The sequence below is a fragment of the Herbaspirillum sp. FG34 genome (assembly GCF_057809315.1).
Map to the genome: position 1 here is coordinate 387581 of NZ_JBMDJS010000001.1, position 26758 is coordinate 414338.

Annotated in this window: 19 protein-coding genes; 9 read left to right on the forward strand and 10 right to left on the reverse strand. The window is 61.6% G+C overall.

Features of this window, described 5'->3' with window-relative positions:
• The first annotated feature begins 2 nt into the window (after nt 1-2).
• Complete coding sequence (locus ACODSZ_RS01650; protein ID WP_488926904.1) at nt 3-2432, forward strand: autotransporter outer membrane beta-barrel domain-containing protein; 2430 nt, start codon at nt 3-5, stop codon at nt 2430-2432.
• A 313-nt stretch (nt 2433-2745) separates the two neighbouring features.
• On the opposite strand, the gene ACODSZ_RS01655 is transcribed toward ACODSZ_RS01650, so the two are convergent.
• Nucleotides 2746-4206: an efflux transporter outer membrane subunit gene (locus ACODSZ_RS01655; RefSeq protein ID WP_175344095.1), complete on the reverse strand. Its 1461-nt coding sequence runs from the start codon at nt 4204-4206 to the stop codon at nt 2746-2748.
• 90 nt (nt 4207-4296) lie between these two features.
• Here ACODSZ_RS01655 and ACODSZ_RS01660 point away from each other — a divergent pair, with 90 nt between their 5' ends.
• From ACODSZ_RS01660 to ACODSZ_RS01685, 6 genes are all read left to right on the forward strand, one after another.
• Nucleotides 4297-4914, forward strand: coding sequence for a TetR/AcrR family transcriptional regulator (locus ACODSZ_RS01660; RefSeq protein WP_175344096.1), 618 nt, complete (start codon nt 4297-4299; stop codon nt 4912-4914).
• 88 nt (nt 4915-5002) lie between these two features.
• The gene (locus ACODSZ_RS01665) at nt 5003-6115 is read left to right on the forward strand and encodes an efflux RND transporter periplasmic adaptor subunit (protein ID WP_488926905.1); all 1113 of its coding nucleotides are present in this window, start codon (nt 5003-5005) and stop codon (nt 6113-6115) included.
• Nucleotides 6112-9210 (forward strand): efflux RND transporter permease subunit, encoded by a 3099-nt coding sequence (locus ACODSZ_RS01670; protein WP_175344098.1) that lies wholly within the window; start codon nt 6112-6114, stop codon nt 9208-9210. Before ACODSZ_RS01665 ends, ACODSZ_RS01670 begins: the two co-directional genes overlap by 4 nt.
• Nucleotides 9211-9221: 11 nt before the next feature.
• On the forward strand, nt 9222-10028 hold the full coding sequence (locus ACODSZ_RS01675) for an oxidoreductase (RefSeq protein ID WP_175344099.1): 807 nt from the start codon (nt 9222-9224) through the stop codon (nt 10026-10028).
• 450 nt (nt 10029-10478) lie between these two features.
• Nucleotides 10479-11324 carry an ureidoglycolate lyase gene (locus ACODSZ_RS01680; protein ID WP_008326618.1) on the forward strand — a complete coding sequence of 282 codons (846 nt, stop codon included), beginning with the start codon at nt 10479-10481 and terminating at the stop codon, nt 11322-11324.
• 145 nt (nt 11325-11469) lie between these two features.
• On the forward strand, nt 11470-12222 hold the full coding sequence (locus tag ACODSZ_RS01685; protein ID WP_008326617.1) for an SDR family NAD(P)-dependent oxidoreductase: 753 nt from the start codon (nt 11470-11472) through the stop codon (nt 12220-12222).
• Nucleotides 12223-12379: 157 nt separating this feature from the next.
• Here ACODSZ_RS01685 and ACODSZ_RS01690 read toward each other — a convergent pair whose 3' ends face one another.
• The 8 genes from ACODSZ_RS01690 to pstS form a co-directional block, all read right to left on the reverse strand.
• Nucleotides 12380-14020 (reverse strand): methyl-accepting chemotaxis protein, encoded by a 1641-nt coding sequence (locus ACODSZ_RS01690; protein WP_488926906.1) that lies wholly within the window; start codon nt 14018-14020, stop codon nt 12380-12382.
• 481 nt (nt 14021-14501) lie between these two features.
• Nucleotides 14502-15812, reverse strand: coding sequence for a phosphate regulon sensor histidine kinase PhoR (phoR, locus tag ACODSZ_RS01695; protein WP_488926907.1), 1311 nt, complete (start codon nt 15810-15812; stop codon nt 14502-14504).
• Between the two features lie 89 nt (nt 15813-15901).
• The gene (locus ACODSZ_RS01700) at nt 15902-16579 is read right to left on the reverse strand and encodes a response regulator (RefSeq protein ID WP_175344102.1); all 678 of its coding nucleotides are present in this window, start codon (nt 16577-16579) and stop codon (nt 15902-15904) included.
• A gap of 93 nt (nt 16580-16672) precedes the next feature.
• On the reverse strand, nt 16673-17380 hold the full coding sequence (gene phoU, locus ACODSZ_RS01705; RefSeq protein ID WP_008326613.1) for a phosphate signaling complex protein PhoU: 708 nt from the start codon (nt 17378-17380) through the stop codon (nt 16673-16675).
• A 179-nt stretch (nt 17381-17559) separates the two neighbouring features.
• Entirely contained in the window at nt 17560-18360 is an 801-nt protein-coding gene (gene pstB / locus ACODSZ_RS01710; RefSeq protein WP_008326612.1) for a phosphate ABC transporter ATP-binding protein PstB, read from the reverse strand.
• Nucleotides 18361-18395: 35 nt separating this feature from the next.
• Nucleotides 18396-19292, reverse strand: coding sequence for a phosphate ABC transporter permease PstA (gene pstA, locus ACODSZ_RS01715; protein ID WP_488926908.1), 897 nt, complete (start codon nt 19290-19292; stop codon nt 18396-18398).
• On the reverse strand, nt 19292-20329 hold the full coding sequence (gene pstC / locus ACODSZ_RS01720) for a phosphate ABC transporter permease subunit PstC (protein ID WP_488926909.1): 1038 nt from the start codon (nt 20327-20329) through the stop codon (nt 19292-19294). Before pstC ends, pstA begins: the two co-directional genes overlap by 1 nt.
• A gap of 140 nt (nt 20330-20469) precedes the next feature.
• On the reverse strand, nt 20470-21519 hold the full coding sequence (gene pstS / locus ACODSZ_RS01725) for a phosphate ABC transporter substrate-binding protein PstS (RefSeq protein WP_175344104.1): 1050 nt from the start codon (nt 21517-21519) through the stop codon (nt 20470-20472).
• 417 nt (nt 21520-21936) lie between these two features.
• On the opposite strand from pstS, the gene ppk1 reads away from it, so the two are divergent.
• Both ppk1 and sixA read left to right on the forward strand, forming a co-directional pair.
• Nucleotides 21937-24057 (forward strand): polyphosphate kinase 1, encoded by a 2121-nt coding sequence (ppk1, locus tag ACODSZ_RS01730; RefSeq protein ID WP_175344105.1) that lies wholly within the window; start codon nt 21937-21939, stop codon nt 24055-24057.
• A gap of 41 nt (nt 24058-24098) precedes the next feature.
• Nucleotides 24099-24578: a phosphohistidine phosphatase SixA gene (gene sixA, locus ACODSZ_RS01735; RefSeq protein ID WP_008326603.1), complete on the forward strand. Its 480-nt coding sequence runs from the start codon at nt 24099-24101 to the stop codon at nt 24576-24578.
• A gap of 135 nt (nt 24579-24713) precedes the next feature.
• Here the strand turns inward: sixA and ACODSZ_RS01740 are convergent, their stop codons facing one another.
• A complete protein-coding gene (locus tag ACODSZ_RS01740) occupies nt 24714-26480 on the reverse strand; it encodes a methyl-accepting chemotaxis protein (RefSeq protein WP_488926910.1) in 1767 nt (588 codons plus the stop codon).
• Between the last annotated feature and the right edge of the window lie 278 nt (nt 26481-26758).

The following is a 26758-nucleotide window of genomic DNA, read 5'->3' on the forward strand; positions in this document are numbered from 1 at the left end:
CAGTGAATAATGGACGGGGTCTGTATGCGGACGGCAATTCACGGGCGGTGACCGTGGATGGCAGCTACAACATCACCGGCACCAGCGGGCCTGAAGTCACCGTCAACATCAACAATACCGCGACAGGCACAGTGGAGGCCTATCAGGCGGCCATTCGCGTCATCAACTACTACGGCCTGGCGCAGGCCAGCAATGCCGGCAGCGCACATTCGACCACGGCACAGGCACTGGTTGCGTGGTCGCAGGCTGGCAATACGACCATCAGCAACAGCGGCACCGCCACCGCGGGCAAGCTGGTCTCGGGGTCCGCCGGTACCGCGGGTTTCTCCGCCATGCGGGCAGCGGTGGACTATGTCGGTGACATCACCAATAGCGGCGGCGCAACGGCGACAGCCAACAGTGACGTTGCCATCGTCGCCCACACCCCCCAAGGCAATGCCAGCATCACCAATGCCGGACAGGTAAGCGGCAAGGCCGGCGTGGCCATGACCAGCGGCGCCGGTCTGGGCAACGACAGCATCAACGACACCTCGGCATCGGCCAGCAACACGATCACCGGCAATGCCAGTCTGACCAACAGCGGCACCATCAGCGGTGTGGACTATGCTGCCTATCTGGATTCCTCCGCCAACAACATCAGCAACAGCGGCACCATCCGTTCCCAGGGCAAATCGCTGATCCTCAGTGGGGGCGCCAGCACCATTGCCAATACCGGCACGCTGGCTGGCGACATCGAGAACACGGCGGCCGCCGCGCTCACCATTTCCGGGGCAAGCGGTTCGGGCTTGGGCGTGCTCACGGGCTACAACAACGGCATCGGCACCATCACCAGCAATGCCGCAGACGTGGTACTGAGCTCGGGCAACCTGCTGCTCAATGACCATATCAATGCCGGCACACATACGGTGAACAACAGCGGCAGTCAGCTGCAGATCAACAATCGTCTGGACATTACCGGCAACTACACGCAAGCGGCCGCTGCCGGATTGATCCTGGGCGTGGCCAATGGCGCCACCACCAATGGCAACAGCGGTGATAGCGGCTACGGTTCCCTGCAGGTCGATGGCAATACGACGCTGGCCGCCGGCACCACCATCTCGCTCAAGAAACTGGACAGCGCGTATTCCTTTGCGCGCGGACAGCGCTATGTGGCCATCTCCACCAGTGGCACCACCAACTATGATCCCGCCAACCTGAACTATGTGGCCAGCGGCTTCACGGTCAGCGGTGCCAATGTCATCGATAACGGCCGCACGGCACTGGTGCTGAGTCTGGGCGATGCCGTCAATCCCGCCACCACCAGCAATGCGCAATCCGCCTTCAACGGGCTGATCAACTACGGCGGTGCCAACCAGCGTTTGCTCAACGTGCTCAACGCCGCTCTGGCACTGGGCTCGACGAGCGAGGCCAACAAGGCGGGTGCGCAACTGAGTCCGGCGGCCGGGACGGTGGCGGCCAACCAGGCGGTCTCCAGTGCGACCAATAAAATTGTCGACGTCATTTCTGCGCACGTTGATGGTTTGCGCGTGGCGCAAGCCGGCAGCGGCTCCGGCATCGCCACCGGCGAATCCGCGAGTCACTGGGCCTGGTGGGGGCAAGCACTGGCCGGAAGCGCCCGGCAGAGCATGCGCGATAACGTCAGCGGATTTCACGCCAGCTACAGTGGCCTTCTGATGGGCGTGGATCGCAGCGTGGAAGAGCGCTGGCGCGTCGGCGCGCTGGCCAGCTACGTCAGCAACTCGGTCGTGGGCCGCGATGACAACGCCGGCAGTTCTTCTCACGTGGATTCCTACGGGGCGATGGCCTACGCCGGCTACACGGCTGACCGGTGGTATGCCGATGCCAGCATCGGTGTCATCAAGCATCATTACGATACGGCACGCGTCATTGATTTCACCGGTTTCTCCAGTATTGCCAGCGGGCGTTTCCAGGGACTGCAGAACATCGTGTCATTGGAAGCGGGTCTGCCTGTGCGTCTGGACCAGATGTGGTCCCGTACCACGTTGACCCCCATCGGCAAGATCAGCTACAGCAATCTGCGCCAGGATGCCTATACCGAAACCGGCGGCAACGGTGCGGCGCTGCGGGTAGACGGGGTATCGGCCAATTCGCTCAAGAGCGAAGTGGGGCTCAAGCTGGAGCGCATGGTCGACACAGCCTATGGAGAATTGTCGCCAGCCATTCAGATTGGATGGCGCCACGAGTACCGCAGCAATGCGCTGCGCACGATTTCAAGCTTTGCTGACGACACCACCGGAACCTCCACCTTTGTCAGCAGCGGCGCCACGGCGCTGCGCGACAGCGGAGTATTCGCCTTGAGCGCCACGCTCGTCAATCGGCAGAATCTGACGATCACGGCACGCTACACGATGGAAGTCGCGCCAGGTTATACGGCCCAGACCGGGGATTTGCGCTTGCGTTATCAATTCTGATCAGCGGGTGCTGTGCGGCGTTTTTTGCGGAGAACCATGAAGGCGATTCCCGGATTGATCCGCATCCCGGGGACTCTCAGACTTTTCTGCCCGCTTTGGGATCCCGAGGCCGGTTCACATTCAATCTGCCAGATGCGCCGTCGCCCTTGGAGCCTGTTCACGCTTGACGGCCAGGGAAACAATATCCGCAAAAAACACCCCGCCGGGCCGGGGAGCCAAGACGGGGTGAAAGGTTTGCAGACGACCGGGGGGAGCGTCGCAAACACGGCAAATTACTGACTTGCGCCAACGAAATGGGTCGGTGGTGTGCGCCTCACGTTCTGCTGGCGCTGGCAGGTGGATGCCAGCCTCCTCCCAGGGACTTGAAGGTCAGCACGACCGCGCGCGCGGCTTCAGCACGTGCCTGGATTTGCGCATCGGCGGAGCGCAGCACGCTCTGGTCGGCCTGCAACACATCAATCATGCTCACGCTGCCCCTGTGGTAGGCAGCAATGACAGAGGCACGAGATTGCTCAAGTGAGTGCACGCTCTGGAGCAAGAACGCTGCCTGCTCTTCCCTGCGGGTCAAGGTGGAAATGGCGTTCTCGACGTCCTCTGTGGCTTTGATCGCTGTCAGACGATAAGCTGCCAGCATTTCAGCTTCCTGTCCTTTTGCCTGCTCAATCTGGGCATTGATGCGACCAAAGTCAAACAAGCGCCAGCGCAATCCCAACGCGCCACTGGCCTGGCTTGCGCCGGAGCTAAAGAGGTTGCCACTGGAAACCGAGGTGGCGCTGCCAATAAGGCCCGACAGCGACAGCTTGGGGTAATACTCCGCCATGGCGACGCCGATACGGGCATTGGCAGAGACCAGTCGATACTCTGCGGCGATGACGTCCGGTCTGCGTCGCAGCAGTTGCGCGGGGGCGCCGATATCACCAAGCTGCGGGGACTGCGGAATGCTCCCCGCTTGTTTCAGTTCGGAGCCATACGTACCCGGCGGCGCGCCCAGCATTACATCCATGGCATTCATCGCCACATCCAGCGCGGTGACCAGTACCGGGACGGCAGCCTGCGACTGGGCCAGGCCAGCGTCGATCTGTCTGACCTGCATCGACGCCAGCAAGCCACGTTCCAATAGTCGTCGGCTCAGATCCAGCAATGCCTGCTGGGTACGTACCTGCTCGCGCGCATTCTGCAGGCGCTCCTGCAAGCCGCGAATGCTGATGTAGGTATCGGCGACCTGAGCCGCCACCGCCAGCTCGACAGCGGCCATTGCGGCCTCGGAGGCCTGGTAGTCGGCCAGCGCGGCCTCTTTGCCGCGACGCAGGCCGCCGAAGATGTCCAGTTCCCAGCTGGCATCGAGGTCCGCAGAATACGCATGGCCATCGCGGTCAAAACCGGGCTGGGAGTTGAGGATCTGTCCCAGTGGCGTCTGGACTGACTGGTACGCCCGCGCAGCCTGAGCGCTCACTCCAGCCGAAGGCAACAGCGCCGCATTGGCAGCACCCACGGCTGCCTGCGCTTGCTGCAGGCGTGCCCTGGCCTGCGCCAGATCGAGGTTTTGCTGCAAGGCCAAAGACACCAGGCGCGTCAATTGCGGATCGCCGAAACGGGTCCACCATTGACCCAGATCCGCCAGGCTCGGAGCGCTGCCACTGGGCTTTTGCAACAGGCTCCGGGTCTGATAGTGATCCGGCAATGCGGTGGCAGGTCGGACATAATCCGGGCCGACAGAGCAGGCTGACACCGTGCCCGCAGCCAGCAGTGCGAAAAGGGAACGCTTGAGCAACATGATCCAGTATCCGTGGAAGTGATGTGTTGTGACCATAATACCAATTGGTCACACTTTGTTCAATCACGAATCTTGGCGTAAGCTATCGCCATGAACAAGCCCCATACCTACCCGGTGTCCGCCCGGGGGCCCGTGGACCATGAAGTCCGGGACCAAATCGTTAACGCTGCTACCGAGCACTTCAGCCGCTATGGTTACGAAAAAACCACAGTATCCGACCTGGCCAAGGCCATTGGCTTCTCCAAGGCATACATCTACAAGTTCTTCGAGTCCAAGCAGACCATCGGCGAGATGATCTGCGCCAATTGCCTGCGTCAGATCGAAGCCGAGATCCGCGAAGCCGTGGCGCAGACAGATCTTGCGCCGGAAAAGCTGCGTCGCATGTTCAAAACCTCCACAGAGGCAAGCCTCAAGCTGTTTTTCCAGGATCGCAAGCTCTACGAGATTGCCGCGGCCGCCGCCACGGAGAACTGGCAGTCAGTGATTGCCTACGAAGAACGCATTCAAAAGCTGTTGCAAGACGTCTTGCAGGCCGGGCGACAGAGCGGTGAATTCGAACGCAAAACGCCTCTGGACGAGATCGTCAAGGCGATCTACCTGGTGATGCGCCCCTACCTGAACCCCTTGCTCTTGCAACACAGCTTCGATTATGTCGAGGCGGCACCGTTACACCTGTCCAGTTTGGTGCTGCGAAGTTTGTCACCGTGACATATCTTCCACATTCTTTTGTGACCATTGACTGAATTGGTCACAAGTATCAAAATGAAGGTCCAATTACTTCGTCGATGGGACTTTCATGCTCCGGCGCCGCTTCGTTACCTCCACCCTTCTCTGTGCATTCCCCTTTGCGCTGGCCGCCTGCGGCGACAAAGCGGCATCTGACCCGCGCACCGAGGCGCCCTTGGTGCGCGCCGCCACGGTCACAGGTGTTACTCCGGCATCACGTTCATTCACCGGCACCGTCGCTGCACGGATACAGAGCGATCTGGGCTTCCGTGTCTCCGGCAAGGTGCTGGAACGACTTGTGGACGCCGGGCAAACCGTCAAGCGCGGCCAGACGCTCATGCGCCTTGACCCCGTCGATCTGAAACTTGCAGCTCAGGCGCAACGAGAAGCCGTCGCTGCTGCGCGGGCACGCGCCGAGCAGAGCGCGCAAGATGAGGCGCGTTACCGCGACTTGCGGGGAACGGGGGCAATCTCGGCCTCAAGCTACGATCAAATCAAGGCAGCGGCGGATGCAGCGAAAGCCCAACTGAGCGCTGCCGAAGCGCAGGCTGTCGTTGCACGCAATGCGAGCGGCTATGCGGAATTAATTGCCGATAGCGATGGGGTGGTCATGGAAACGCTCGCCGAGCCCGGGCAGGTAGTCAGCGCCGGGCAGACTGTCGTGCGCCTGGCGCGCGCCGGGCAACGCGAGGCCGTGATCCAGCTGCCCGAGACCCTGCGCCCGGCAATCGGCTCGACCGCGCAGGCCAGGCTCTTTGGCAAAACGGGGCCAGGCGTTCCGGCCAGGCTTCGCCAGCTCTCCGATGCGGCTGATCGGCTTACCCGAACTTTCGAGGCCAGATATGTGCTCGACGGTGAATTGGGCAAAGCGCCGCTGGGCAGTACGGTCACCATCCAGATTGCCAATGGGCTAGCCTCCACACAAGGCCGTCTGCAGGTCCCCATCGGCTCCGTCTTCGATGGGGGCAAGGGGCCGGGCGTTTGGCTCATCAGTGGCAAGCCCGAAAAGGTGTCTTGGCGGGCTGTAAGGATCGAGCATCTGGGTGAGGACAGTGCCCAGATTTCCGGGCCGCTCAAATTGGGCGACCAGATCGTGGCGTTGGGTGCACACCTCTTGCAGGAAGGTGTGCAGGTTCGAGTCAGTGCTCAACCGGACATGGCTGCGCAAGGAGAGCGTCCGTGAGCGAAGGCCGATTCAACCTGTCAGCACTCGCGGTGCGCGAGCGCTCCATTACCCTGTTTCTGATTTTGCTCATTACTGGTGCCGGCATCCTTGCATTCCTTCAGCTCGGGCGTGCAGAAGATCCGCCCTTTACGATCAAGCAGATGACGGTCATCACGGCATGGCCCGGCGCAACCGCACAGGAAATGCAGGATCAGGTTGCAGAGCCGCTGGAAAAGCGGATGCAAGAGCTGCGGTGGTACGATCGGACGGAGACTTACACCCGTCCCGGTCTGGCCTTCACCATGGTTGTGCTGCGCGATAGCGCCCCACCGTCTGAAGTACAGGAGGAGTTCTATCAGGCGCGCAAAAAGCTCGCCGATGAGGCCAAGAAGCTGCCGGCCGGGGTCATCGGGCCGATCGTCAATGACGAATATGCCGATGTGACCTTCGCGCTCTTTGCACTCAAGGCCAAAGGCGAGTCTCAGCGTCTGATGGTGCGTGATGCGGAAACCTTGCGGCAGCAACTGCTGCATGTTCCCGGGGTAAAGAAAGTCAATATCATTGGAGAGCAGTCCGAACGCATCTTCGTGTCGTTCTCGCATGATCGTCTTGCCACCTTGGGGATCACGCCTCAGGACATCTTTGCGGCACTCAATGCGCAGAACGTTTTGACTCCCGCCGGGGCAATTGAAACCAAGGGGCCGCAAGTCTTCCTGCGCGTCGATGGCGCATTCGACAAGCTGGAGAAGATCCGGCAAACACCGATCAGCGCCAGGGGGCGCACACTGAAGCTTGCGGATGTGGCTACGGTCGAGCGCGGCTATGAGGATCCCGCCACCTTCCAGGTGCGCAGCAACGGCGAACCGGCGCTGCTCCTCGGGGTCGTGATGCGCGATGATTGGAACGGCCTGGAGCTCGGAAAGGCACTGCAATCGGAAGTCTCCAAGATCAACAAAAGCCTCCCCCTGGGCATGTCTCTGACGAAGGTGACCGATCAGTCGGTCAATATCAGTTCGGCAGTGGACGAATTCATGGTCAAGTTCTTCGTCGCGCTACTTGTCGTGATGGTGGTCTGTTTCCTCAGCATGGGCTGGCGCGTGGGTATCGTGGTCGCGGCCGCGGTACCTCTGACGCTGGCGGCGGTGTTCATCATCATGGCGGCTACCGGAAAGAACTTCGACCGCATCACGCTGGGCTCGCTGATTCTGGCGCTGGGCCTGCTGGTGGACGACGCCATCATCGCCATCGAAATGATGGTCGTGAAGATGGAGGAAGGCTATAGCAGAATCGCCGCTTCAGCCTATGCGTGGAGTCATACGGCAGCGCCCATGCTCTCCGGTACGCTGGTCACGGCCATCGGCTTCATGCCCAATGGGTTCGCACGTTCCACGGCTGGCGAATACACCAGCAACATGTTCTGGATTGTCGGCATCGCGCTGGTCGTTTCCTGGGTAGTTGCGGTCGCGTTCACGCCATATCTTGGCGTGAAGATGCTTCCTGACATCAAGCGCGTAGAGGGTGGACATGAAGCCATCTACAACACCCGCAACTACAATCGCTTCCGGCAGGTACTGAGGCGTGTCATCGCCCGCAAATGGTGGGTGGCCGGTGCAGTGGTGGGGACATTCGTACTGGCCGTTGTCGGCATGGGACTGGTCAAAAAGCAGTTCTTCCCGACATCAGACCGGCCCGAGGTACTTGTCGAAGTGCAGATGCCGTATGGCACTTCGATTGAGCAAACCAGTGCGGCGACGGCGAAGGTGGAAGCCTGGCTGGCCAAGCAGGCGGAAGCGAAGGTTGTTACATCCTACATCGGCCAGGGCGCTCCGCGCTTCTTCCTTGCGATGTCGCCAGAATTGCCTGATCCGTCGTTCGCCAAGATTGTAGTACTCACCGGTAACGAAAAAGAGCGCGAGTCGCTCAAATACCGGCTGCGCCAGGTAATCGCCGACGGCCTGGCACCGCAGGCGCGGGTACGCGTGACTCAGATCGTTTTCGGCCCGCCTTCTCCGTTCCCGGTGGCCTTCCGCGTGATGGGGCCCGACCCCGACCAGCTGCGCATGATCGCAGCGCAGGTCGAGCAGGTCATGCGCGCCAGTCCGATGATGCGGACCGTCAACACGGATTGGGGCTCGCGCGTACCCACCTTGCACTTTGCGCTTGATCAGGACCGGCTCCAGGCCGTGGGACTAACGTCAAGCTCCGTGGCCTTGCAGTTGCAATTCCTGTTGAGTGGCGTACCGATTACAGAAGTACGAGAGGATATCCGTTCGGTGCAGGTGGTTGGGCGTGCGGCTGGCGAGATTCGTCTTGATCCGGCAAAGATCGCAGGCTTTACGCTGATCGGTTCGGCGGGGCAACGCATTCCACTGTCACAGGTGGGTAGCGTCGAAGTGCGCATGGAAGATCCCATTCTGCGACGCCGTGACCGCACGCCCACCATGACAGTGCGGGGTGACATCGCTGACGGACTGCAACCGCCGGATGTCTCCACAGCCATCTACCAGCAATTGCAACCGATCATCAAACAGCTCCCTGCTGGCTACCGCATCGAACTGGCAGGTTCCATCGAAGAAGCCGGCAAGGCCACCACGGCAATGCTGCCACTGTTTCCTGTCATGATTGCGCTGACCCTGCTCGTGATTATCTTGCAGGTGCGGTCGATGTCGGCCATGGTCATGGTATTTCTGACCAGCCCGCTCGGATTGATCGGCGTAGTGCCCACGCTGCTGCTGTTCCAGCAACCATTCGGCATCAATGCTCTGGTCGGGTTGATTGCGCTGTCCGGCATTCTGATGCGTAACACGCTGATCTTGATTGGACAGATTCACCACAATGAACAGGAGGGCTTGAGCCCCTTCAATGCGGTTGTCGAAGCAACCGTACAGCGTGCACGGCCCGTGCTCCTGACGGCACTGGCCGCTATCCTGGCGTTCATTCCGCTGACGCATTCGGTGTTCTGGGGGACGCTGGCCTACACACTCATCGGTGGCACCTTCGCCGGGACGATTCTGACTCTGGTGTTTCTGCCGGCCATGTATTCCATCTGGTTCAAGATCAGACCGGTTCCTTTGCAAAGCTCAGCACCCTCTATCGCCAACTCACCAAAATAAAAGGAACTACCATGTCGAACTCCCAGGTCGTTGTCGTCACTGGCGTTTCATCCGGCATAGGCCGCGCCACTGCAATCAAATTCGCGCAACGCGGGTGCCGGGTATTTGGGACCGTGCGCAACCTGCAAAAGGCTCAGGCCATACCCGGTGTCGCGCTGGTGGAGATGGAACTTCGCGATGAAGCCTCCGTTGAACACGCAATCCAGACCATCATTGCTCAGGCCCAGCGTATCGACGTTCTGGTCAACAGCGCGGGCGTGACTCTGGTGGGCGCGACCGAAGAAACGTCAACCGATGAAGCCAAGACGCTGTTTGATACCAATCTGTTTGGCCTTTTGCGCATGATCAAGGCAGTGCTTCCGCACATGCGCGAGAAGCGCTCCGGCCGCATTGTCAACGTGAGTTCGGTGCTGGGCTTTCTGCCCGCACCTTACATGGCGCTCTATTCCGCATCCAAGCATGCCGTCGAGGGGCTCTCCGAGACACTCGACCACGAAGTGCGCCAGTTCGGCATTCGCGTCGCACTGGTCGAACCATCGTTCACAAGGACCAACCTGGATCTCAATGCACCACAAACCCTTTGCAAGATTCCTGAGTACGGCGAAGAGTTCAGTGCCGTCTCACAGGCCATTGAGAAGAACGTCAAAAACGCGCCCGATCCTGGTGGCGTGGCCGATACGATTGTCGATGCCGCTTTGGGACCTTGGAAAATGCGCCGCACGCCGAAGGGTGAAGCGTCCCTTCTGGCAAAGCTGCGCCGCTTCATGCCTGCCGGCCCGGTCGAGAAGGGGCTGAGAAAAACGTTTGGACTGGCCTGAGCCAGTCGTTGCCCGTCCGAGAGCGGGACCATACCATCGCTGTCAGGCACCGCGGCCAGTTGCCTGATCGTGAACACATCGTGCGGTCGGCCTCGCACGAAACCGGCCCGTTACGCGTGACTGGCCGGTTGATCCACAGCGGCGACCGCCTGGCCACGGCCGATGCGCGTATCGAGGACGAGCAAGGCAAGCGCTACGCCCACGCAACGACAAGCTGCTTTGTATTTGACCTGCCAGCGCGCTCGTTGTAGTGCGCGAGGGATGTTTCACCGCAGGGAGAGCTGCAGCCCCCCTCCCCCATCAACCACCTATTGGTCTTACCAATAAACTGGTAATATCCAGTTTCCCAAGAACGAAAGCCACCGGCCTGTCGCCCGCCCTCGGCAATCTGAGGCCGCGCAACGGCGCCACGGTGTCAATCAGAGACAATTCTTTCTCAAAGGAAACACGATGAAATTACTGCGTTACGGCCCGGTGGGGCAGGAAAAGCCCGGCATCCTCGACCAGTCCGGCAAGATCCGCGACCTGTCCGCCCATCTCAAGGATGTCAACGGCGCCGTACTGGATGACGCATCGCTGGAGAAAATCCGCCAGCTGGACATCAACAGCCTGCCCGTGGTCGAGGGCTCGCCGCGTATCGGCGCCTGCGTGGGCAACATCGGCAAGTTCATCTGCATCGGCCTGAACTACGCCGATCACGCCGCCGAATCCAACCTGCCCATCCCCGCCGAACCGGTCGTCTTCAACAAGTGGACCTCCGCCGTGGTCGGTCCCAACGATAACGTGAAGATCCCGCGCGGCTCCAGGAAAACCGACTGGGAAGTCGAACTGGGCGTGGTCATCGGCAAGGGCGGCACCTATATCGACGAGAAGGATGCCATGTCCCACGTGGCCGGTTACTGCGTGGTCAACGACGTCTCCGAACGCGAATACCAGATCGAACGCGGCGGCACCTGGGACAAGGGCAAGGGCTGCGATACCTTCGGCCCCATCGGCCCCTGGCTGGTCACCCGCGACGAAATCGCCGACCCGCAGAAGCTGGGCATGTGGCTGGAAGTGGATGGCAAGCGCTACCAGAACGGCAATACCAGCACCATGATCTTCGGTGTGGCGCATATCGTCTCCTACCTGTCGCGCTTCATGAGCCTGCAGCCGGGCGACGTCATCTCCACCGGCACGCCGCCGGGCGTGGGCATGGGCGTCAAGCCGGAAGCGGTCTACCTGCGCGCCGGCCAGACCATGCGCCTGGGCATCGACGGCCTGGGCGAACAGCAGCAGAAGACCATCGACGCCTGATCCGTCACGGTTCACCGCGTCACCCCGCGCTGCCCGTCGGCAGCGCGGCAGTATCCCATCCAGGTACAAGAACAAGAATGACCAAGCGCGGGCACGACTGCGCCTGCGCGATCCAATCGACCGCAACAGGGAAGGAGAAGACACAATGAATCACTACGATTTCCAGGGCCGCAGCGCCATCATCACCGGCGGTGCCCAGGGCTTCGGCTATGCCGTGGCCGAACGCCTGCTGCAAGGCCGCGCCAAGGTGGTCCTCTGGGACATGGACGAAAAAGCCCTGGCCGAGGCCCGCGCCAGGCTGGAGCCGCTGGGCAATGTCGAGACCATCCGCGTGGATATCTCCAGCCAGGCCGACGTGCAGCAAGCCATCGAAGCCACCGAAAAACTGACCCAGTCCATCGACATCCTGGTGCACAGCGCCGGCATCGCCGGCCAGAACAATCCGGTGGCGGACTATTCGCCCGAAGAATGGCGCCGCGTGATCGACATCGATCTCAACGGGGCCTTCTACGTCAACCAGGTGGTGGTCCAGCGCATGATCGCGCAAAACTATGGGCGCATCGTCAACATCGCCTCCATCGCCGGCAAGGAAGGCAATCCCACCGCCTCCGCCTACAGCGCGGCCAAGGCCGGCATGATCGCCCTCACCAAGAGCCTGGGCAAGGAAACCGCAACCCGCAACATCGCCGTCAACGCCATCACCCCGGCTGCGGCGCAAACCCGCATCCTGGAGCAATGCACCCAGGCGCACATCGACTACATGCTCTCCAAGATCCCGCGCGCACGCTTCGTGAAGGTGGAAGAGCTGGCGGCGATGGTGGCCTGGCTGGTGTCCGAGGAAAATTCCTTCACCACCGCCTCCGTGTTCGACCTCTCGGGCGGTCGGGCCACCTACTGATGGCGCCGGGCCGGGCTGGCGGACATGCCCGGCCAATCTGAAGCAGATTGCTTCAGTTGCGCTGCAAGCCTCCGTACTTTCGGCCTACCCAAGACCAGGAACCCGCCCGGATATGAAGGGCGATTCCTGGTTAATTGTTTGTGACCTCACCATCCCCTCAGGGCAAGGCCGGTCGCGGCGGCGTGATATCCACCGGTGCGCGGCTGGCCGGTTCGGCGCTGGCGTAGCCGACCTGGTCCTGGGCATGCACCTTGAACTGGCTGACCACGTCGGACAGGCGCGCGGCCTGTTCCTGCATGGCTTCGGCTGCGGCGGCGGCCTGTTCGACCAGGGCGGCATTCTGCTGCGTGGTCTGGTCCATGTCGGTGATGGCCAGGTTGACCTGGCTGATGCCGTCGCTCTGCTCGCTGCTGGCGGCGGTGATCTCGGCCACGATATCGGCGACCTGGCGCACGCTGGTCACCACTTCGTCCATGGTGGTGCCGGCGCGACTGACCAGTTCGCTGCCGGAGCCGACCTTGGCCACCGAGTCATCGATGAGGGTCTTGATTTCCTTGGCGGCCGAGGCCGAACGCTGGGCCAGCGAACGCACTTCGGAAGCCACCACCGCAAAGCCCCTGCCCTGTTCACCGGCGCGCGCGGCTTCCACCGCCGCGTTCAGTGCCAGGATATTGGTCTGGAAGGCAATGCCGTCGATGACGCTGATGATGTCGACGATCTTGCGCGAGGATTCGTTGATCGACCCCATGGTGGAAATGACCTGCGACACCACCTCCCCGCCATGCTGCGCCACCGACGAAGCGGAGGCTGCCAGCTGGTTGGCCTGGCGGGCGTTGTCGGCATTCTGGGCCACGGTGGAAGTCAGTTCTTCCATGGCCGAGGCGGTTTCTTCCAAGGCACCGGCCTGGCGTTCGGTACGCGCCGACAGGTCCAGGTTGCCGGTGGCAATCTCGCGCGAGGCCGTGCCGATGGCATCAGTGCCGCTGCGCACCTGGCCGACGATGCGGGCCAGGTTGCCGGTCATGGCCTCCAGCGCGTGCATCAGCTTGCCGGTTTCATCCTTGCGGGCGACCAGGGTTTCGTCGACGCGGGTGGTGAGATCCCCGGCGGCGACCGATTCGGCCACATTGACCGCCTTTTCCAGCGGTCGCGTGATGCCCAGCGCCAGGCTGCGTGCAAACAGCCAGCCCAGTGCCACCTGCAGGATGGCCAGGCCGATCATCAGGTTGCGACTTTCCTGATAGACGCTCTGGATGCGGGCGGCCACCTGGTCGATGTTGGCACGCTGCAAGTTGAGCAATTGTTGCAACTCATCGATATAGCCCTTGGCGGCCGCGTCAAAGGGGCCGGCCAGGATCTTGGCCGCTTCCTCAGGCTGGCCATCGGCCTTGGCCTTGGAAATGGCGTCACGGTACTTGATGTAATCCTTGCGCACCTGGCCCAGCCTGGCGAAGACGGCCTTCTCTTCCGGCGACTCGATCAGGGCCTCGATAGCCTTCTGCTGCGAGGTGGACATGCGGCTGGCCTCTGCCGCGTCTGCGGCAAAGAAGGCGGCCAGGCTGGGATCGGCACTCTTGGCAATGGCCGTGGTGCGGCGCACGCTGGTGTGGATGGTGCGGTACCAGTCCGAGACCAGGCGCTCCTTGGTCAGCGGCTCCTGCATCATCTCCCTGGTGGCTTCGGCAATGCCTTGCAGACGCCAGATCGAGAGTGCCACCACAACGCTGGCAGCAGCGAGGATGACGGCAAAACCCAGGCCCAGGCGGCGACCTATCTTCATGTTGGCGAAATAGCTCATCGTTTTCTCTTTTGCGCAGTGGATGGAGGGAGAGACCGGGCATGACGCATACCGGCCTCGGGCGCTTCGGCTGCATGGTGCAACCAATAGCACCGCAACGCGATCAGGAATTTCCTGACAACAAGCTTCCGACACGGCTAAGGAATGACCACAGCCGCTTCAGGTTGCCACTTGCACACAGCACCATGGGCCGTGTGGCATCAAGCAAGATAAAGCCCGCGCGAGATTCGCACATGCACTTTCTCCGGCAATGATCACAGGCTTGCATCACGGCCTATCCGGGCAGACGCCCCCGCAAGCGCACCGGATCGCGAGGCGACATTGTCACCAGCAAGGCAGAGTGACAGGCATTCGTAGTTTCACTTACTGACGTCGCGTCAGCGATGAGCTATGGCGCCATGGTACGCCGGGAGGGCGAATTCAAAGAGAAAAAAAGGATGCCGAAGCATCCTTTCCATTTGGTTTGAGCGCCGCGCAGCGCTCATTGCTGCGCAGCATAATCGGCAATGGTCTGGGTCGTCGGGAAGTGCACCGTGAAGGTACTGCCGTGATCCGGCACCGAGGCGATCTCCAGCGTGGCATGGTGGCGCAGCAGCACGTGACGCACGATGGCCAGGCCCAGTCCGGTGCCCTGGGTCTCGCGCGAGCGGCTCTTGTCGACGCGGTAGAAGCGTTCGGTCAGGCGCGAGATGTGTTCGGGGCTGATGCCGATGCCGGTATCCTGCACCGCAAAATGCGCGCCCTGCTCGTCGCTCTGCCAGCGCAGGGTGATGGTGCCGCCTTCCGGGGTATAGCGCACGGCGTTGGTGACCAGGTTGGTGAAGGCACTGCGCAATTCCTCGGCATTGCCCTTCAGATCCGGCCCCTCGACGACGAGACGGATATCGTGCTTGCCCGCCGACAAGGCCCGCCCTTCCTCGGCGATACGCTCCAGCAGCGGACGCACGCGCAGCACTTCGGAGCGCAAGGGGTAGTCGATCGACTCCAGGCGCGTGAGCGTGAGCATGTCGTCGATCAGGTTCTGCATGCGCTGGCCCTGCTCGGTCATGAGCTTGAGGTGCGCCATGCGGGTGGCTTCCTCCAGGTTGGGCTGGGCCAGGGCGATTTCCAGGAAACCGTTGATGACCGTCAGGGGCGTGCGCAGCTCGTGCGAGGCATTGGCCACGAAGTCACGGCGCATCATGTCGATGCGCTGGGATTCGGTCACGTCGTGGGTGACCAGGATCTGGCGCCGGTTCTCGAAGGGAATGATCTGGATGATCAGCTTGCGCTCATGCAGAGCCAGCGTGAGCGGCTGCTCGTAGCGGCCCAGGATGATGTAATCGATGAAGGCCGGATTGCGGATCAGGTTGGTCACGCGCATGCCCTTGTCGCGATCCAGCTTCAGGCCCAGGTGCGACTGCGCGGCCGGATTGCACCACTCCAGGAAGAGCACGTCATCCATGATCACCACACCGTCCGGCAGCAGGCTCATGGCCTGGCGAAAGCGCGCCAGCCACTCGGCCAGTTCGGCCTGGTTCCTTTCGTCGTCACGGCGCATGCGGTACAGGCGTGCATACACATCGGTCCAGGCGCCCCAGCCATCGGGCAGGCGCGACTGGCCGGAATCGTCCAGCCAGGTGGACAGGCGCAGCAGGTAATGCAGGTGGGCGATCATCATCGCGCCCACGCTCAGTACCGCCGTGACCAGTCCGATGATGGGACCGAAAAAGAAAGCGACGACTCCCGCTCCGGCCAGGCATAACACCAGGCGCAATACAGCAGGAATCCAGAACAGAAGTTGTGGACTCATTGATTTGACAGATAAATCTTGGAAGCGCCCGCGCGCCGAATTTGTAATTGTCCTGATTATGACTGACGCGGGCGGATTGGTCTTTGATCTTACTTGGTCGAGAGCATATAGCCGACGCTGCGCACCGTCTTGATGAGGTGCTCGGCATCGCGCAGGGCCTTGCGCAGGCGCAGCACGTGTACATCGACGGTACGTTCCTCGATCACCACGTGGTCCCCCCAGACGCGGTCGAGCAACTGGCTGCGCGAGAACACGCGGTCAGGATGGGCCAGGAAGAACTTGAGCAGCTTGTATTCGGCGTGGCCGATATCGATACGCGCCCCCGACAGGCTCACCGAGCAACTGGCCGGATCGAGCGTGACGGGACCGGCCGACATCACCTCCTGCGCATGTTCCGGGCTCTTGCGACGCAACAGCGCCTTGATGCGCGCGGTCAGTTCGCGCGGGGAGAAGGGCTTGGTGATGTAGTCATCGGCGCCGTTGTCGAGACCGGCGATCTTGTCTTCTTCCATGCTCTTGGCAGTGAGCATGATGACCGAGAGCTGGTGCAGCTGGCGGTCGGCGCGGATGCGCGAGAGCAGGTGCAGGCCGCTGCGGTCGGGCAGCATCCAGTCCAGCAGCACCAGTTGCGGCGCACGATGCTGGACGAAGTCCCAGGCCGCCGCCGCATTGGAGACCACGAAGCTGGACCAGCCTGCCTCCTTCAGGGTAAAGGCAATCAGTTCGGCAATGGAGGGTTCGTCTTCGACGATGAGGATAGTAGTCATGATAGTCAGGCTTGTTAGCAGTATCGCGGGTCTCCCCTCCGCAATCCGGTGGTGGCTGCCGTTCCCCCGCTGCCACCGCCGGTGCCGTCGTGCTTAGTCTTCTTCCTGGGTCGTCTTGGCCGAAGCGAAGTCGGTATGGCGGATATCCTTGCCACCGACCACGTAGACCACGTATTCCGCGATGTTCTTGGCATGGTCGCCGATACGTTCGATGGCCTTGGCCACCCACAGGGTATCGATGGAACCGGAGATGGTGCGCGGGTCTTCCATCATGAAGGTGATGAGGCTGCGGGTGATGGAGCGGAAGCCGTGGTCGATGCGTTCATCCTGCTTGATCAGTTCGGCGGCCTGCTGGTCATCGAGGCGGGCGAAGGCATCCAGGGCGCTGCGCAGCTGGTCCATGGCCTGTTCGGCAATCAGGCTCACGGTTTCGTAGTGCGAGACCAGGCCGATACCGCGCTTGTGCAGGTGGATGGCGGTACGGGCGATCTTGGTCGCCTCGTCGCCCACGCGTTCCAGGTCGGTGATGATCTTGATGGTGGCCATGACGGTACGCAGATCATTGGCGGTCGGCTGGCGACGCACGATGAGATGGCTGCAGGCGTCATCGAGCTCGACTTCGAGGCGATTGACGGCTTCGTCGTCCTTCATCACGCGATGGGCGACATCGAGGTTGCCGTTGCGGAAGGCCGCAATCGCATCCTGGAACTGGTGTTCCACCATGCCGCCCATGGCAAGCACCTTGGAGCGGATCTGCTCCAGATCCTGGTCATACTGTTTGGAGGAATGATCGCCGGTCATGTGACGTCCCTAAAAAGAAATTCTATAAATAATATATACAGTGCAATGACTACGGTTCGGGGTGCGGCATGGGCGTAGCGAGCAATCCCGAGGTCTGCGGGAGAAGCGCAGCCGTACTGGGGTACGGCGAGCATCGCAGCGCAGAGATCGGGATGCGCAGTAGCCCAGGCCGTACCCTATTAGCCAAAGCGGCCGGTGATGTAGTCTTGGGTTTCCTTGCGCACCGGATTCATGAAAATCTGGTCAGTCTCACCAAACTCCACCAGCTCACCCAGGTACATGTACGCCGTGTAATCCGAGCAACGCGCCGCCTGCTGCATGTTGTGGGTCACGATGGCGATGGTGTAGTCGTTCTTGAGTTCACCAATCAGTTCTTCCACCTTGGCCGTCGAAATCGGATCCAGTGCCGAGGTCGGTTCATCCAGCAGCAGCACTTCCGGCTTGACTGCCACACCGCGCGCAATGCACAGGCGTTGTTGCTGACCGCCGGAGAGCGACAGGCCGCTCTTGTGCAGCTTGTCCTTGACTTCACCCCACAGGGCGGCCTTGTTGAGCGCCCATTCGACGCGCTCGTCCATTTCGCCCTTGGGCAGGTTTTCATACAGGCGGATACCGAAGGCGATGTTGTCATAGACCGACATCGGGAACGGCGTCGGTTTCTGGAACACCATGCCGACCTTGGCGCGCAGCATGTTCAGATCCTGACCAGGTTCGAGGATGTTGTTGCCGGCATAGAGGATCTTGCCCTCGGCGCGCTGACCGGGGTACAGGTCGTACATGCGGTTGAAGGTACGCAGCAGCGTCGACTTGCCGCAGCCCGAGGGACCGATGAAGGCGGTGACCTTGCCTTCATAGATGTTGAGGTTGATGTTCTTCAAACCCTGGAATCCGCCGTAATAGAAGTTCAGTTGCGAGACTTCCAGCGTGGCCTTCTGGGCCGCAGCGGCGTTCAAAGGTGCGGTCGGAGCGTGGCTTGCCATTTGATGAGCAGTAGTCATGTCGGTCACTTGGAGAATTAGCCGGGGATTTGTTGTTTGAACAGGGTGCGCGAGAGCACGTTGAGCAGCAGCACGCTGAAGGTGATCAGCAAGGCGCCGCCCCATGCCAGCGAGACCCAGTTGTCATACGGGCTCATGGCGAACTGGTTGATCACCACCGGCAGGTTGGCGATCGGACGGTTCATGTTGGTGCTGAAGAACTGGTTGTTCAGGGCGGTGAACAGCAGCGGAGCGGTCTCGCCCGAGATACGCGCCACGGCCAGCAGCACACCGGTCACCACACCGGCCTTGACGGCGCGCAGGCGCACGATGATGGCCACCTTCCAGCGCGGCGCGCCCAGGGCAAAGGCGGCTTCTCGCAGGCCGCTGGGGACCAGCTTCAACATGTTGTCGGTGGTGCGCACCACCACCGGAATGGCAATCAGCGAGATGGCGAAGGTACCGGCCCAGCCCGAGAAGTGGTTCACGTTGGCCACGTAGATGGCGTAGATGAACAGACCGATGACGATCGACGGTGCCGACAACATGATGTCGGTGACGAAGCGGGTCACCTGGGCCAGCTTGCTTTCCTCACCGTATTCGGCCAGGTAGACACCGGCCAGGATACCGATGGGGGTGCTGATGACGGTACTGAGACCGACCATCATCAGCGAACCGACGATGGGGTTCAACAGGCCGCCGCCAGCATCGCCCGGACCGGGCGTGTTTTCGGTCAGCAGGCCCAGGTTCAGGGCGGCCACGCCCTTGAAGACCAGGGTCAGCAGGATCCAGGCCAGCACGAACAGGCCCAGGCCCATGGCCAGGAAGGAGAACAGCATGCCCATGCGATGCTGCAGCAGGCGGCGACGATAGACGGGATTGACGGCTTGCGCCTGATCGGCGCTCTTGACGCCGGCTTGTGCGGTCTGGCTCATTATTTGGCTCCTTCCTTGCGGGTCATGCCCATGAGCATGATCTTGGCAGCGGACAGAACGATGAAGGTGATGACGAACAGGATCAGGCCCAGCGCAAACAGCGAGGACACGTGCAGCTTGCTGGAGGCTTCGGCGATTTCATTGGCCAGGGTCGAGGCGATCGAGTTGCCGGCCGAGAACAGCGACCAGGACAGGCGGTGCGAGTTGCCGATCACGAAGGTGACCGCCATGGTCTCGCCCAGCGCACGACCCAGGCCCAGCATGACGCCGCCGACCACGCCGGTCTTGGTGTAGGGCAGCACCACCTTGCGCACCACTTCCCAGCGGGTGCAGCCCAGGCCATAGGCCGATTCCTTCAGCACGGCGGGCACGACTTCGAAGACGTCGCGCATCACCGACGAAATGAAGGGGATGATCATGACCGACAGGATCAGGCCGGCGGTGAGGATGCCGATGCCCATGGTGGGGCCCGAGAACAGCACACCAACGCCGGGGATCTGGCCCAGGGTGGACTTCAGGAAGGGCTGGCCGTATTCGGCAAAGAGCGGCGCAAACACGAACAGGCCCCACATGCCGTAGATGATGGAGGGCACGCCGGCCAGCAGTTCCACGCAGGTGCCCAGCGGGCGACGCAGCCTGGCGGGGCAGATTTCGGTCAGGAAGAGCGCGATACCGAAGCTGACCGGGAAGGCGATCAGCAGGGCGATGATCGAGGTCGACAGCGTGCCGACGATGGCGATCATGGCGCCGAATTCGTTGTTGGTCGGATCCCATTCGACACGCGTGATGAAGCCTGGTCCGAATGCCTGGAAGGCAGGCGCGGCGCCGATGATGAGGGAAACGATGATCCCGCCCAGCATCAGCAGCACGGACAGGGCGAAGATCAGGGTGATCTTGTGGAAAAGGAAGTCCTGCAGTCGCTGGCGGCGCATGACGGCCATCAACTTCTCGCGCGCGGCTTGCGCACTTTCAGTCTCTGTCGGGGATTTTTTGACTTCGGTGTTCGACATTGCCGTGGTGGAATAATTAGCGCTCATTTGAATTCACCATTAAAACGGGCCATCGCCGCGAATGCTCTGTTGTCCAGAGTTGCTCGTTTTCGCTGCGATGACCCGAATACTCCGTGGGGAGAGGCTTGATTGGCCGGGCCCTCAAGCCCGGCACGGCTTGGCCGGAATTACCAGATGGCCTTGCCGCTGCTGTCCTTCAAGTTGCTCTTCCAGGACTCTTCCACCAGCTTGGTGACCGATTCCGGCAGGGGCACGTAGTCCAGTTCGGAAGCAGTCTTGCCACCGTTCTTGTAGGCCCAGTCGAAGAACTTCAGGACTTCCTTGCCCTTGGCGCCATCGCCATCCTGTTGCTTGTGCAGCAGGATGAAGGTGGCGCTGGAGATCGGCCAGGAATCCTTGCCGGCAGCGTCGGTGAAATCAACGGCGAAGCCAGGGGTCTTGGCCCAGTCACCGTGGGCGGTAGCGGCCTTGAAGGAGGTGTCGTCCGGGGAGACGAAGTGACCATCCTTGTTCTTGAGCTGGGTGTAGTTCAGCTTGTTCTTCTTGACGTAGGCGTACTCGACGTAGCCGATCGCGCCCTTGACCTTCTGCACGTTGGCGGCAACGCCTTCGTTACCCTTGCCACCCACGCCGGTGGGCCACTTCACGGCAGTACCGGCACCGATCTTGCTCTTGAAGTCGGCGTTGGCCTTGGACAGGTAGGAGGTGAACACGTAGGAAGTGCCCGAAGCGTCCGAACGGTAGACGACGGTGATGTCTTCAGCCGGCAGCTTCACGCCCGGGTTCAGGGCGGTGATTTCCGGTGCATTCCACTTGGTGATCTTGCCGGCGTAGATATCGCCCAGGACCTGGCCCGACAGCTTGATCTGGCCGGGAGTCACGCCGTCCAGGTTGACCACGGGGACCACGCCACCCACCACGGCGGGGAACTGAGTCAGGCCGGCTTGAGCCAGTTCAGTTTGCGGCAGCGGGGCATCGGAAGCGCCGAAATCGACGGTCTTGGCCTTGATCTGCTTGATACCGCCGCCAGAGCCGATGGACTGGTAGTTCAGGCTGTTGCCGGTGGCGGCCTTGTACTGCTCGGCCCACTTGGCGTAGACCGGGTACGGGAAGGAGGCGCCAGCGCCAGTGATTTCTGCTGCATGCACTGCACCGCTGAAGGCGAACGCGCCAGCTACTGCGATTGCAACAGACTTGATCAGATGGTTAAACCCCATTTCTGCTACTCCTATGATTTTGAAGAGAGGATAGTCACCGAGAAACATCACATCGAGAGGGATGACTTTCGAGACAGGGCGAACTTTAACCAGCTATTGTGACGAGTTTATGACCCGAACTTGTCATCCAGATCAGATCGCAGCAGGTCGATAACTATCAGAAAGATCACTTCAGGCGAACTCTGGCAAGCGCCCGAAAACCCAGTTTGCCAGGCGCCATGCGGCTTTCCTGACAGTTTGATGTCCTGCCCCAGGGCGGGCAGCAGGCAGGGTTGCCATCTGACAAATATGATTTTGTCATCATATTGAGATGGATTTATACTGGGAAAGTGTGACAAGGCCTCTCAGGTGTTGTCATAAACTCGTCATACCTCCTAAATACACTGCCCGCTCAAAGTGGATGGACAGGGACCATTGATGACCAGAAAAGCAAAGCCGGAAAGCAGTACCCAACCTGAACTTCCTGCCAATACGATTTACCTCAACCGTGAACTGTCGCAGCTGGCCTTCAACCGCCGCGTATTGGCCCAGGCCGAAGACGACAGCGTGCCGCTGCTGGAGCGCCTGCGCTATCTGTGCATTTGCAGCAGCAATCTCGATGAATTCTTTGAAGTGCGCATCGCCAGCCTGCTGGCCAATCGCATCGAGGGCGAAAACATCGATCCGCCCGAACTGCGCGCCGCACTGGAACGTACCAGCGCAGAATGCCACCGCATCGTCACGCGCCAATATGAACTCTTGAACGATGAGATCCTGCCGCAGCTGGCCGCCAATGGCATCCACCTGCTGCGCCATGACGACCGCAATGATGCCCAGCGCGCCTGGGTGAAGCACTATTTCGAACAGCACGTGCGCCCGCTGTTGACCCCCATCGGGCTCGATCCGGCGCACCCCTTCCCGCAGGTGCACAACAAGAGCCTCAATTTCATCATCGAGCTCTCCGGCAAGGATGCCTTCGGACGCGGCACGGCGGTGGTCATCGTCAAGGCACCGCGTGTGCTGCCGCGCGTGATCAAGCTGCCGGACCATCTGTCGGCCAAGGGGCAGTCGTCGTTCTGCCTGCTGTCCTCGGTGATCCATGCGCATATTGCGGACCTCTTCCCGGGCCGCGACATCACCGCCTATTCGCAATTCCGCGTCACCCGCAACAGCGACCTGTGGGTCGATGAAGAAGAGGTCAAGAACCTGCGCCAGGCGCTGGAGACCGAATTGCAAAGTCGCCAGTTCGGCGTGGCGGTACGCCTGGAAGTGGCGGCCAATTGCCCGGAACACCTGGCGCAGTTCCTGCTGAACCAGTTCAACATCGAGCGCAACCGTCTCTATGCGGTGCAGGGTCCGGTGAACATGGTGCGCCTGGGTGAGATCGCCAACCTGGTGAACCAGCCGGAGCTGCGCTTCCCGCCCTTCTCCCCCACCCTGCCGCCGCAGCTGGCCAATGAAAACATCTTCGCCGCGCTGGACAAGAAGGACGTGCTGCTGCACCACCCCTTCCAGTCCTTCCAGCCGGTGGTGGACTTCATCCGCACGGCTGCGCATGATCCACGGGTGCTGGCCATCAAGCAGACCATCTACCGCACCGGCATGAACTCGGACCTGATGGAAGCCCTGATCTACGCCGCCCAGCACGGCAAGGAAGTGACGGTGATCGTGGAGCTGATGGCGCGCTTCGACGAGGAAGCCAACATCAACTGGGCGGTGAAGCTGGAGCAGGCCGGCGCCCAGGTCGTCTACGGCGTGGTCGGTCTGAAGACCCACGCCAAGCTGGCGCTGGTGATCCGCCGTGGCGAGGACCAGAACCTGCGTTTCTATGCGCACCTGGGCACGGGCAACTATCACCCCAACACCACCAAGTTCTACACCGACTTTGGCCTCTTGACCTCCAACCAGGAGCTCACGGCCGAGGTCAACGAAGTCTTCATCCATCTCACCAGCCTGACCAAGCCGCGCAATCTCGTGCACCTGTGGCTGGCGCCGTTCTCGCTGCAGAAGGAAATCATCCGTGCCATCCGCAACGAGAGCCAGATCGCCCGCGAGGGACGACCTGCCCGCATCATTGCCAAGATGAATGCGCTGCTGGATGAATCCGTGATCCGCGCGCTCTATGCGGCCTCGGCCGACGGCGTCAAGATCGACCTGATCGTGCGTGGCGCCTGCGCACTGCGTCCGGGCGTGCCGGGGCTGTCGGAAAACATCAAGGTGCGTTCCGTCATCGGGCGCTATCTGGAACACTCGCGTATCTATTACTTCCGCAACGACCTCAAGCACGATGTCTACCTGGCCAGCGCGGACTGGATGAACCGCAATCTGTTCCGCCGCATCGAAGTCGCCTTCCCGGTGCTGGACAAGGTCCTCAAGAAGCGCGTGATCAACGAAGGACTCAATCCCTACCTGAAGGACAACACCCACGCCTGGCACCTTGACGTCAACGGTGTCTACACCCTCAAGAAAGCGCGCAACAAGCAGCAGTGTTTCAACGCCCAGCAGCACCTGATGACCACGCTGGGCATTCCGGCGACACCACCGGAAGAACCTGTGTGATGCTGCCGGTGGCCGCCTGCTGATTTCCTCAAGGAGCTGAGATGGACCTGATTCTGTGGCGTCATGCCGAGGCCGAGCTGGGTGAGCCCGACGAGGGCCGCGCCCTGACCCCCAAGGGTCACAAGCAGGCCGCCAAGATGGCCGAATGGCTGGACCGCAACCTGCCCGAAAGCTGCCGCATCCTGGTCAGTCCGGCCACGCGTACCCTGCAGACGGTGGAAGCCTTGAAGCGCAAGTACAAGGTGGTGGCCGACCTGGCCCCCAACATGAGCGCCGACGACCTGCTGCGCGCGGCCAACTGGCCCGACAGCCGCGAACCGGTGCTCATCGTGGGCCACCAGCCGACGCTGGGACAGGTGGCCGCGCGCCTGATCTCGGGCCAGCCACAGGAGTGGTCCCTGCGCAAGGGCAATGTATGGTGGATCGCCCAGCGCGAGCGTGGAGATATCACCACCAACTATCTCAAGGCCGTGGTCGCACCCGAATTGCTGAACAGTCCCGGCAAGCATCCTCCCCGTTGAAAGCCGCACCGGATGGCTGGATCAAGCCGCCATAGCCCCAAAGTGAACAAAAAAATCGCCGCACCCCGTCCAGGCGGGCTGCGGCGATGCTTCATGCAGAGAGGTGAAGTAAAGTGCAAAAAAAAACGGACGGCCTCAGAAGGTTTCCCAGTCGCCGTCATCACCCCCGCTCGGGACGCGTGAGGCTGGTTTGGCCTTGTTGTCCGCAACCGGCGGCAAGGCCGCCCGCTTGAGCACCGGGGCGACCTTGGGCGGCGCCGACGACGCTGGTGCTGGTGCTGCAGGCTTGACTGGCGTGGCGACCGGCTTGGGCGCCGGGCGCTGTGCCTGGACCGGGGGCCGCGCAGTTGCCGTCTCGCCCTGCCCCACACGGAAGATCGCCACTTCCTGCATCAGCGCCTGAGCCTGTTGTTCCAGCGACTTGGCGGCGGCACTGGCCTGTTCCACCAGGGCAGCATTCTGCTGGGTCGCTTCATCCATCTGCGTGACCGCCCGCGAGACCTGATCGATGCCGGCGCTCTGCTCGTTGGAGGCTGCCGAGATCTCGCTCATGATGTCGGTCACGCGCTGCACCGCCTGGATCACGTCATTCATGGTGTCGCCGGCCTGGCCGACCAGCTCGGAGCCCGCCTGTACGCGCTCCACCGAGTGCATGATCAGTTCCTTGATTTCCTTGGCGGCGCTGGAGGAGCGCTGCGCCAGCGCGCGCACCTCGGTGGCCACCACGGCAAAACCGCGCCCCTGCTCACCGGCGCGCGCGGCTTCCACCGCCGCATTGAGGGCCAGGATATTGGTCTGGAAGGCGATGCCGTCGATGATGCTGACGATGTCGGTGATGCGTGCCGAACTCTCGCGGATCTCTTCCATGGTCTGCACCACGCGGCCCACCACGGTATTGCCGTCGGCGGCGATGGTGGAAGCATTGACTGCCAGTGTGGTGGCCTGGCGGGCATTGTCGGCGTTGTGCTTCACGGTACTGGTCAGCTCTTCCATGCTGGAAGCGGTTTCCTCCAGCGCGGCGGCCTGCTGCTCGGTACGCGCGGACAGGTCCAGGTTGCCCGAGGCGATCTCGCGGGTGGCCGTGGCAATCGCATCGCTGCCGCCGCGCACGGCGTGCACGGTACGCGTGAGGCTCTCCTGCATGCGTGAGAGCCCTTGCAGCAACTGCCCCATTTCATTCTTCGAATGCACATGCACCGGCTGGGTCAGGTCGCCGCCGGCAATGGCATCGAAGTGATGCAATGCGCGCTGCATCGGCTCGCCGATGGCACGACGCAGCGACCACCAGCTGAAGAAAGCCAGCAGCAGACCGGCGACGATGGCCACGATGGAGAACAGGCGCGAGGCTTCGAAGCGCGCCATGGTCGATTCCACGCTCTGGGCCGCCTGCTCGGTCTCATACTTGCTCAGGGCCTGGCCGTCGAGCTGCATGACGGTATAGATGGTGCCGACCTTGCGCGCCTGGTCGGCGATGGCCTGGCGGTCACCGCCCTTGATCACCTCGGCGAAGCGGGCCAGTTCCTGCTCCGTCTTCTCGATGCCGTCGGAGACCTTCTTGACCAGCGCCTTGCCGTCTTCGGTCTGGGGCAGCGCGGTGTACTTGCCCCACCACTGCTGGGCTTCCTTTCGCGCATTGGCATCCATGCCCATCATGCGCTCGGCCCAGGCGGGGTCATTGGTCATGGCGGCCTGGTCCAGCGAGGTACGCTGGCGACCGATCCAGATCAGGGTATTGTCGGCGGCAACGGTCTTGGGAATGCGTTCTTCGGAAAGCTGGCGGTTGATGCTCACGGCCGCAGACATGCCCAGCTGGCCCGACAGGCCCAGCGCCAGCAGCAGGAGGGAAAGCACAAGGACGGCAATGGCAAGCTGCGCCTTGATCGAGAGGTTCTTGAGGGACATGGACTGGTTCCGGTGGATGAAGGGAAAGATGCCGTTCTGCGGATCCCCGGGGGCAGCGGGCTGCGCGCAACTGGCGTGATCGTCGCAGGGCCTGTGTGGCCACTTGCGCGACGTCGCGCTCTTTCCCCCCGGTGCTGCAGTTGACCGCCCGCCCCTTGCCGGAACGATCCGTCTGCAACGTTTGATATAGCTTTACGGCAACTTCGCAATTATCTTGAATTCTCACGAAACGTGCTTGCCACCCACTGAAAATAAAAAAGCGCCGCCACCTTCACGGG

Excerpts from the sequence above, each read along its gene's own strand:
- ACODSZ_RS01680 (WP_008326618.1), top strand. The coding sequence starts at position 10,479 with ATGAAATTACTGCGTTACGGCCCGGTGGGGCAGGAAAAGCCCGGCATC.
- pstA (WP_488926908.1), bottom strand. The coding sequence starts at position 19,292 with ATGAGCCAGACCGCACAAGCCGGCGTCAAGAGCGCCGATCAGGCGCAA.
- pstC (WP_488926909.1), bottom strand. The coding sequence starts at position 20,329 with ATGAGCGCTAATTATTCCACCACGGCAATGTCGAACACCGAAGTCAAA.
- phoU (WP_008326613.1), bottom strand. The coding sequence starts at position 17,380 with ATGACCGGCGATCATTCCTCCAAACAGTATGACCAGGATCTGGAGCAG.
- ppk1 (WP_175344105.1), top strand. The coding sequence starts at position 21,937 with ATGACCAGAAAAGCAAAGCCGGAAAGCAGTACCCAACCTGAACTTCCT.
- ACODSZ_RS01685 (WP_008326617.1), top strand. The coding sequence starts at position 11,470 with ATGAATCACTACGATTTCCAGGGCCGCAGCGCCATCATCACCGGCGGT.
- ACODSZ_RS01690 (WP_488926906.1), bottom strand. The coding sequence starts at position 14,020 with ATGAGCTATTTCGCCAACATGAAGATAGGTCGCCGCCTGGGCCTGGGT.
- ACODSZ_RS01700 (WP_175344102.1), bottom strand. The coding sequence starts at position 16,579 with ATGACTACTATCCTCATCGTCGAAGACGAACCCTCCATTGCCGAACTG.
- ACODSZ_RS01665 (WP_488926905.1), top strand. The coding sequence starts at position 5,003 with ATGCTCCGGCGCCGCTTCGTTACCTCCACCCTTCTCTGTGCATTCCCC.
- phoR (WP_488926907.1), bottom strand. The coding sequence starts at position 15,812 with ATGAGTCCACAACTTCTGTTCTGGATTCCTGCTGTATTGCGCCTGGTG.
- ACODSZ_RS01740 (WP_488926910.1), bottom strand. The coding sequence starts at position 26,480 with ATGTCCCTCAAGAACCTCTCGATCAAGGCGCAGCTTGCCATTGCCGTC.
- ACODSZ_RS01655 (WP_175344095.1), bottom strand. The coding sequence starts at position 4,206 with ATGTTGCTCAAGCGTTCCCTTTTCGCACTGCTGGCTGCGGGCACGGTG.
- sixA (WP_008326603.1), top strand. The coding sequence starts at position 24,099 with ATGGACCTGATTCTGTGGCGTCATGCCGAGGCCGAGCTGGGTGAGCCC.
- pstS (WP_175344104.1), bottom strand. The coding sequence starts at position 21,519 with ATGGGGTTTAACCATCTGATCAAGTCTGTTGCAATCGCAGTAGCTGGC.
- ACODSZ_RS01660 (WP_175344096.1), top strand. The coding sequence starts at position 4,297 with ATGAACAAGCCCCATACCTACCCGGTGTCCGCCCGGGGGCCCGTGGAC.
- pstB (WP_008326612.1), bottom strand. The coding sequence starts at position 18,360 with ATGGCAAGCCACGCTCCGACCGCACCTTTGAACGCCGCTGCGGCCCAG.
- ACODSZ_RS01675 (WP_175344099.1), top strand. The coding sequence starts at position 9,222 with ATGTCGAACTCCCAGGTCGTTGTCGTCACTGGCGTTTCATCCGGCATA.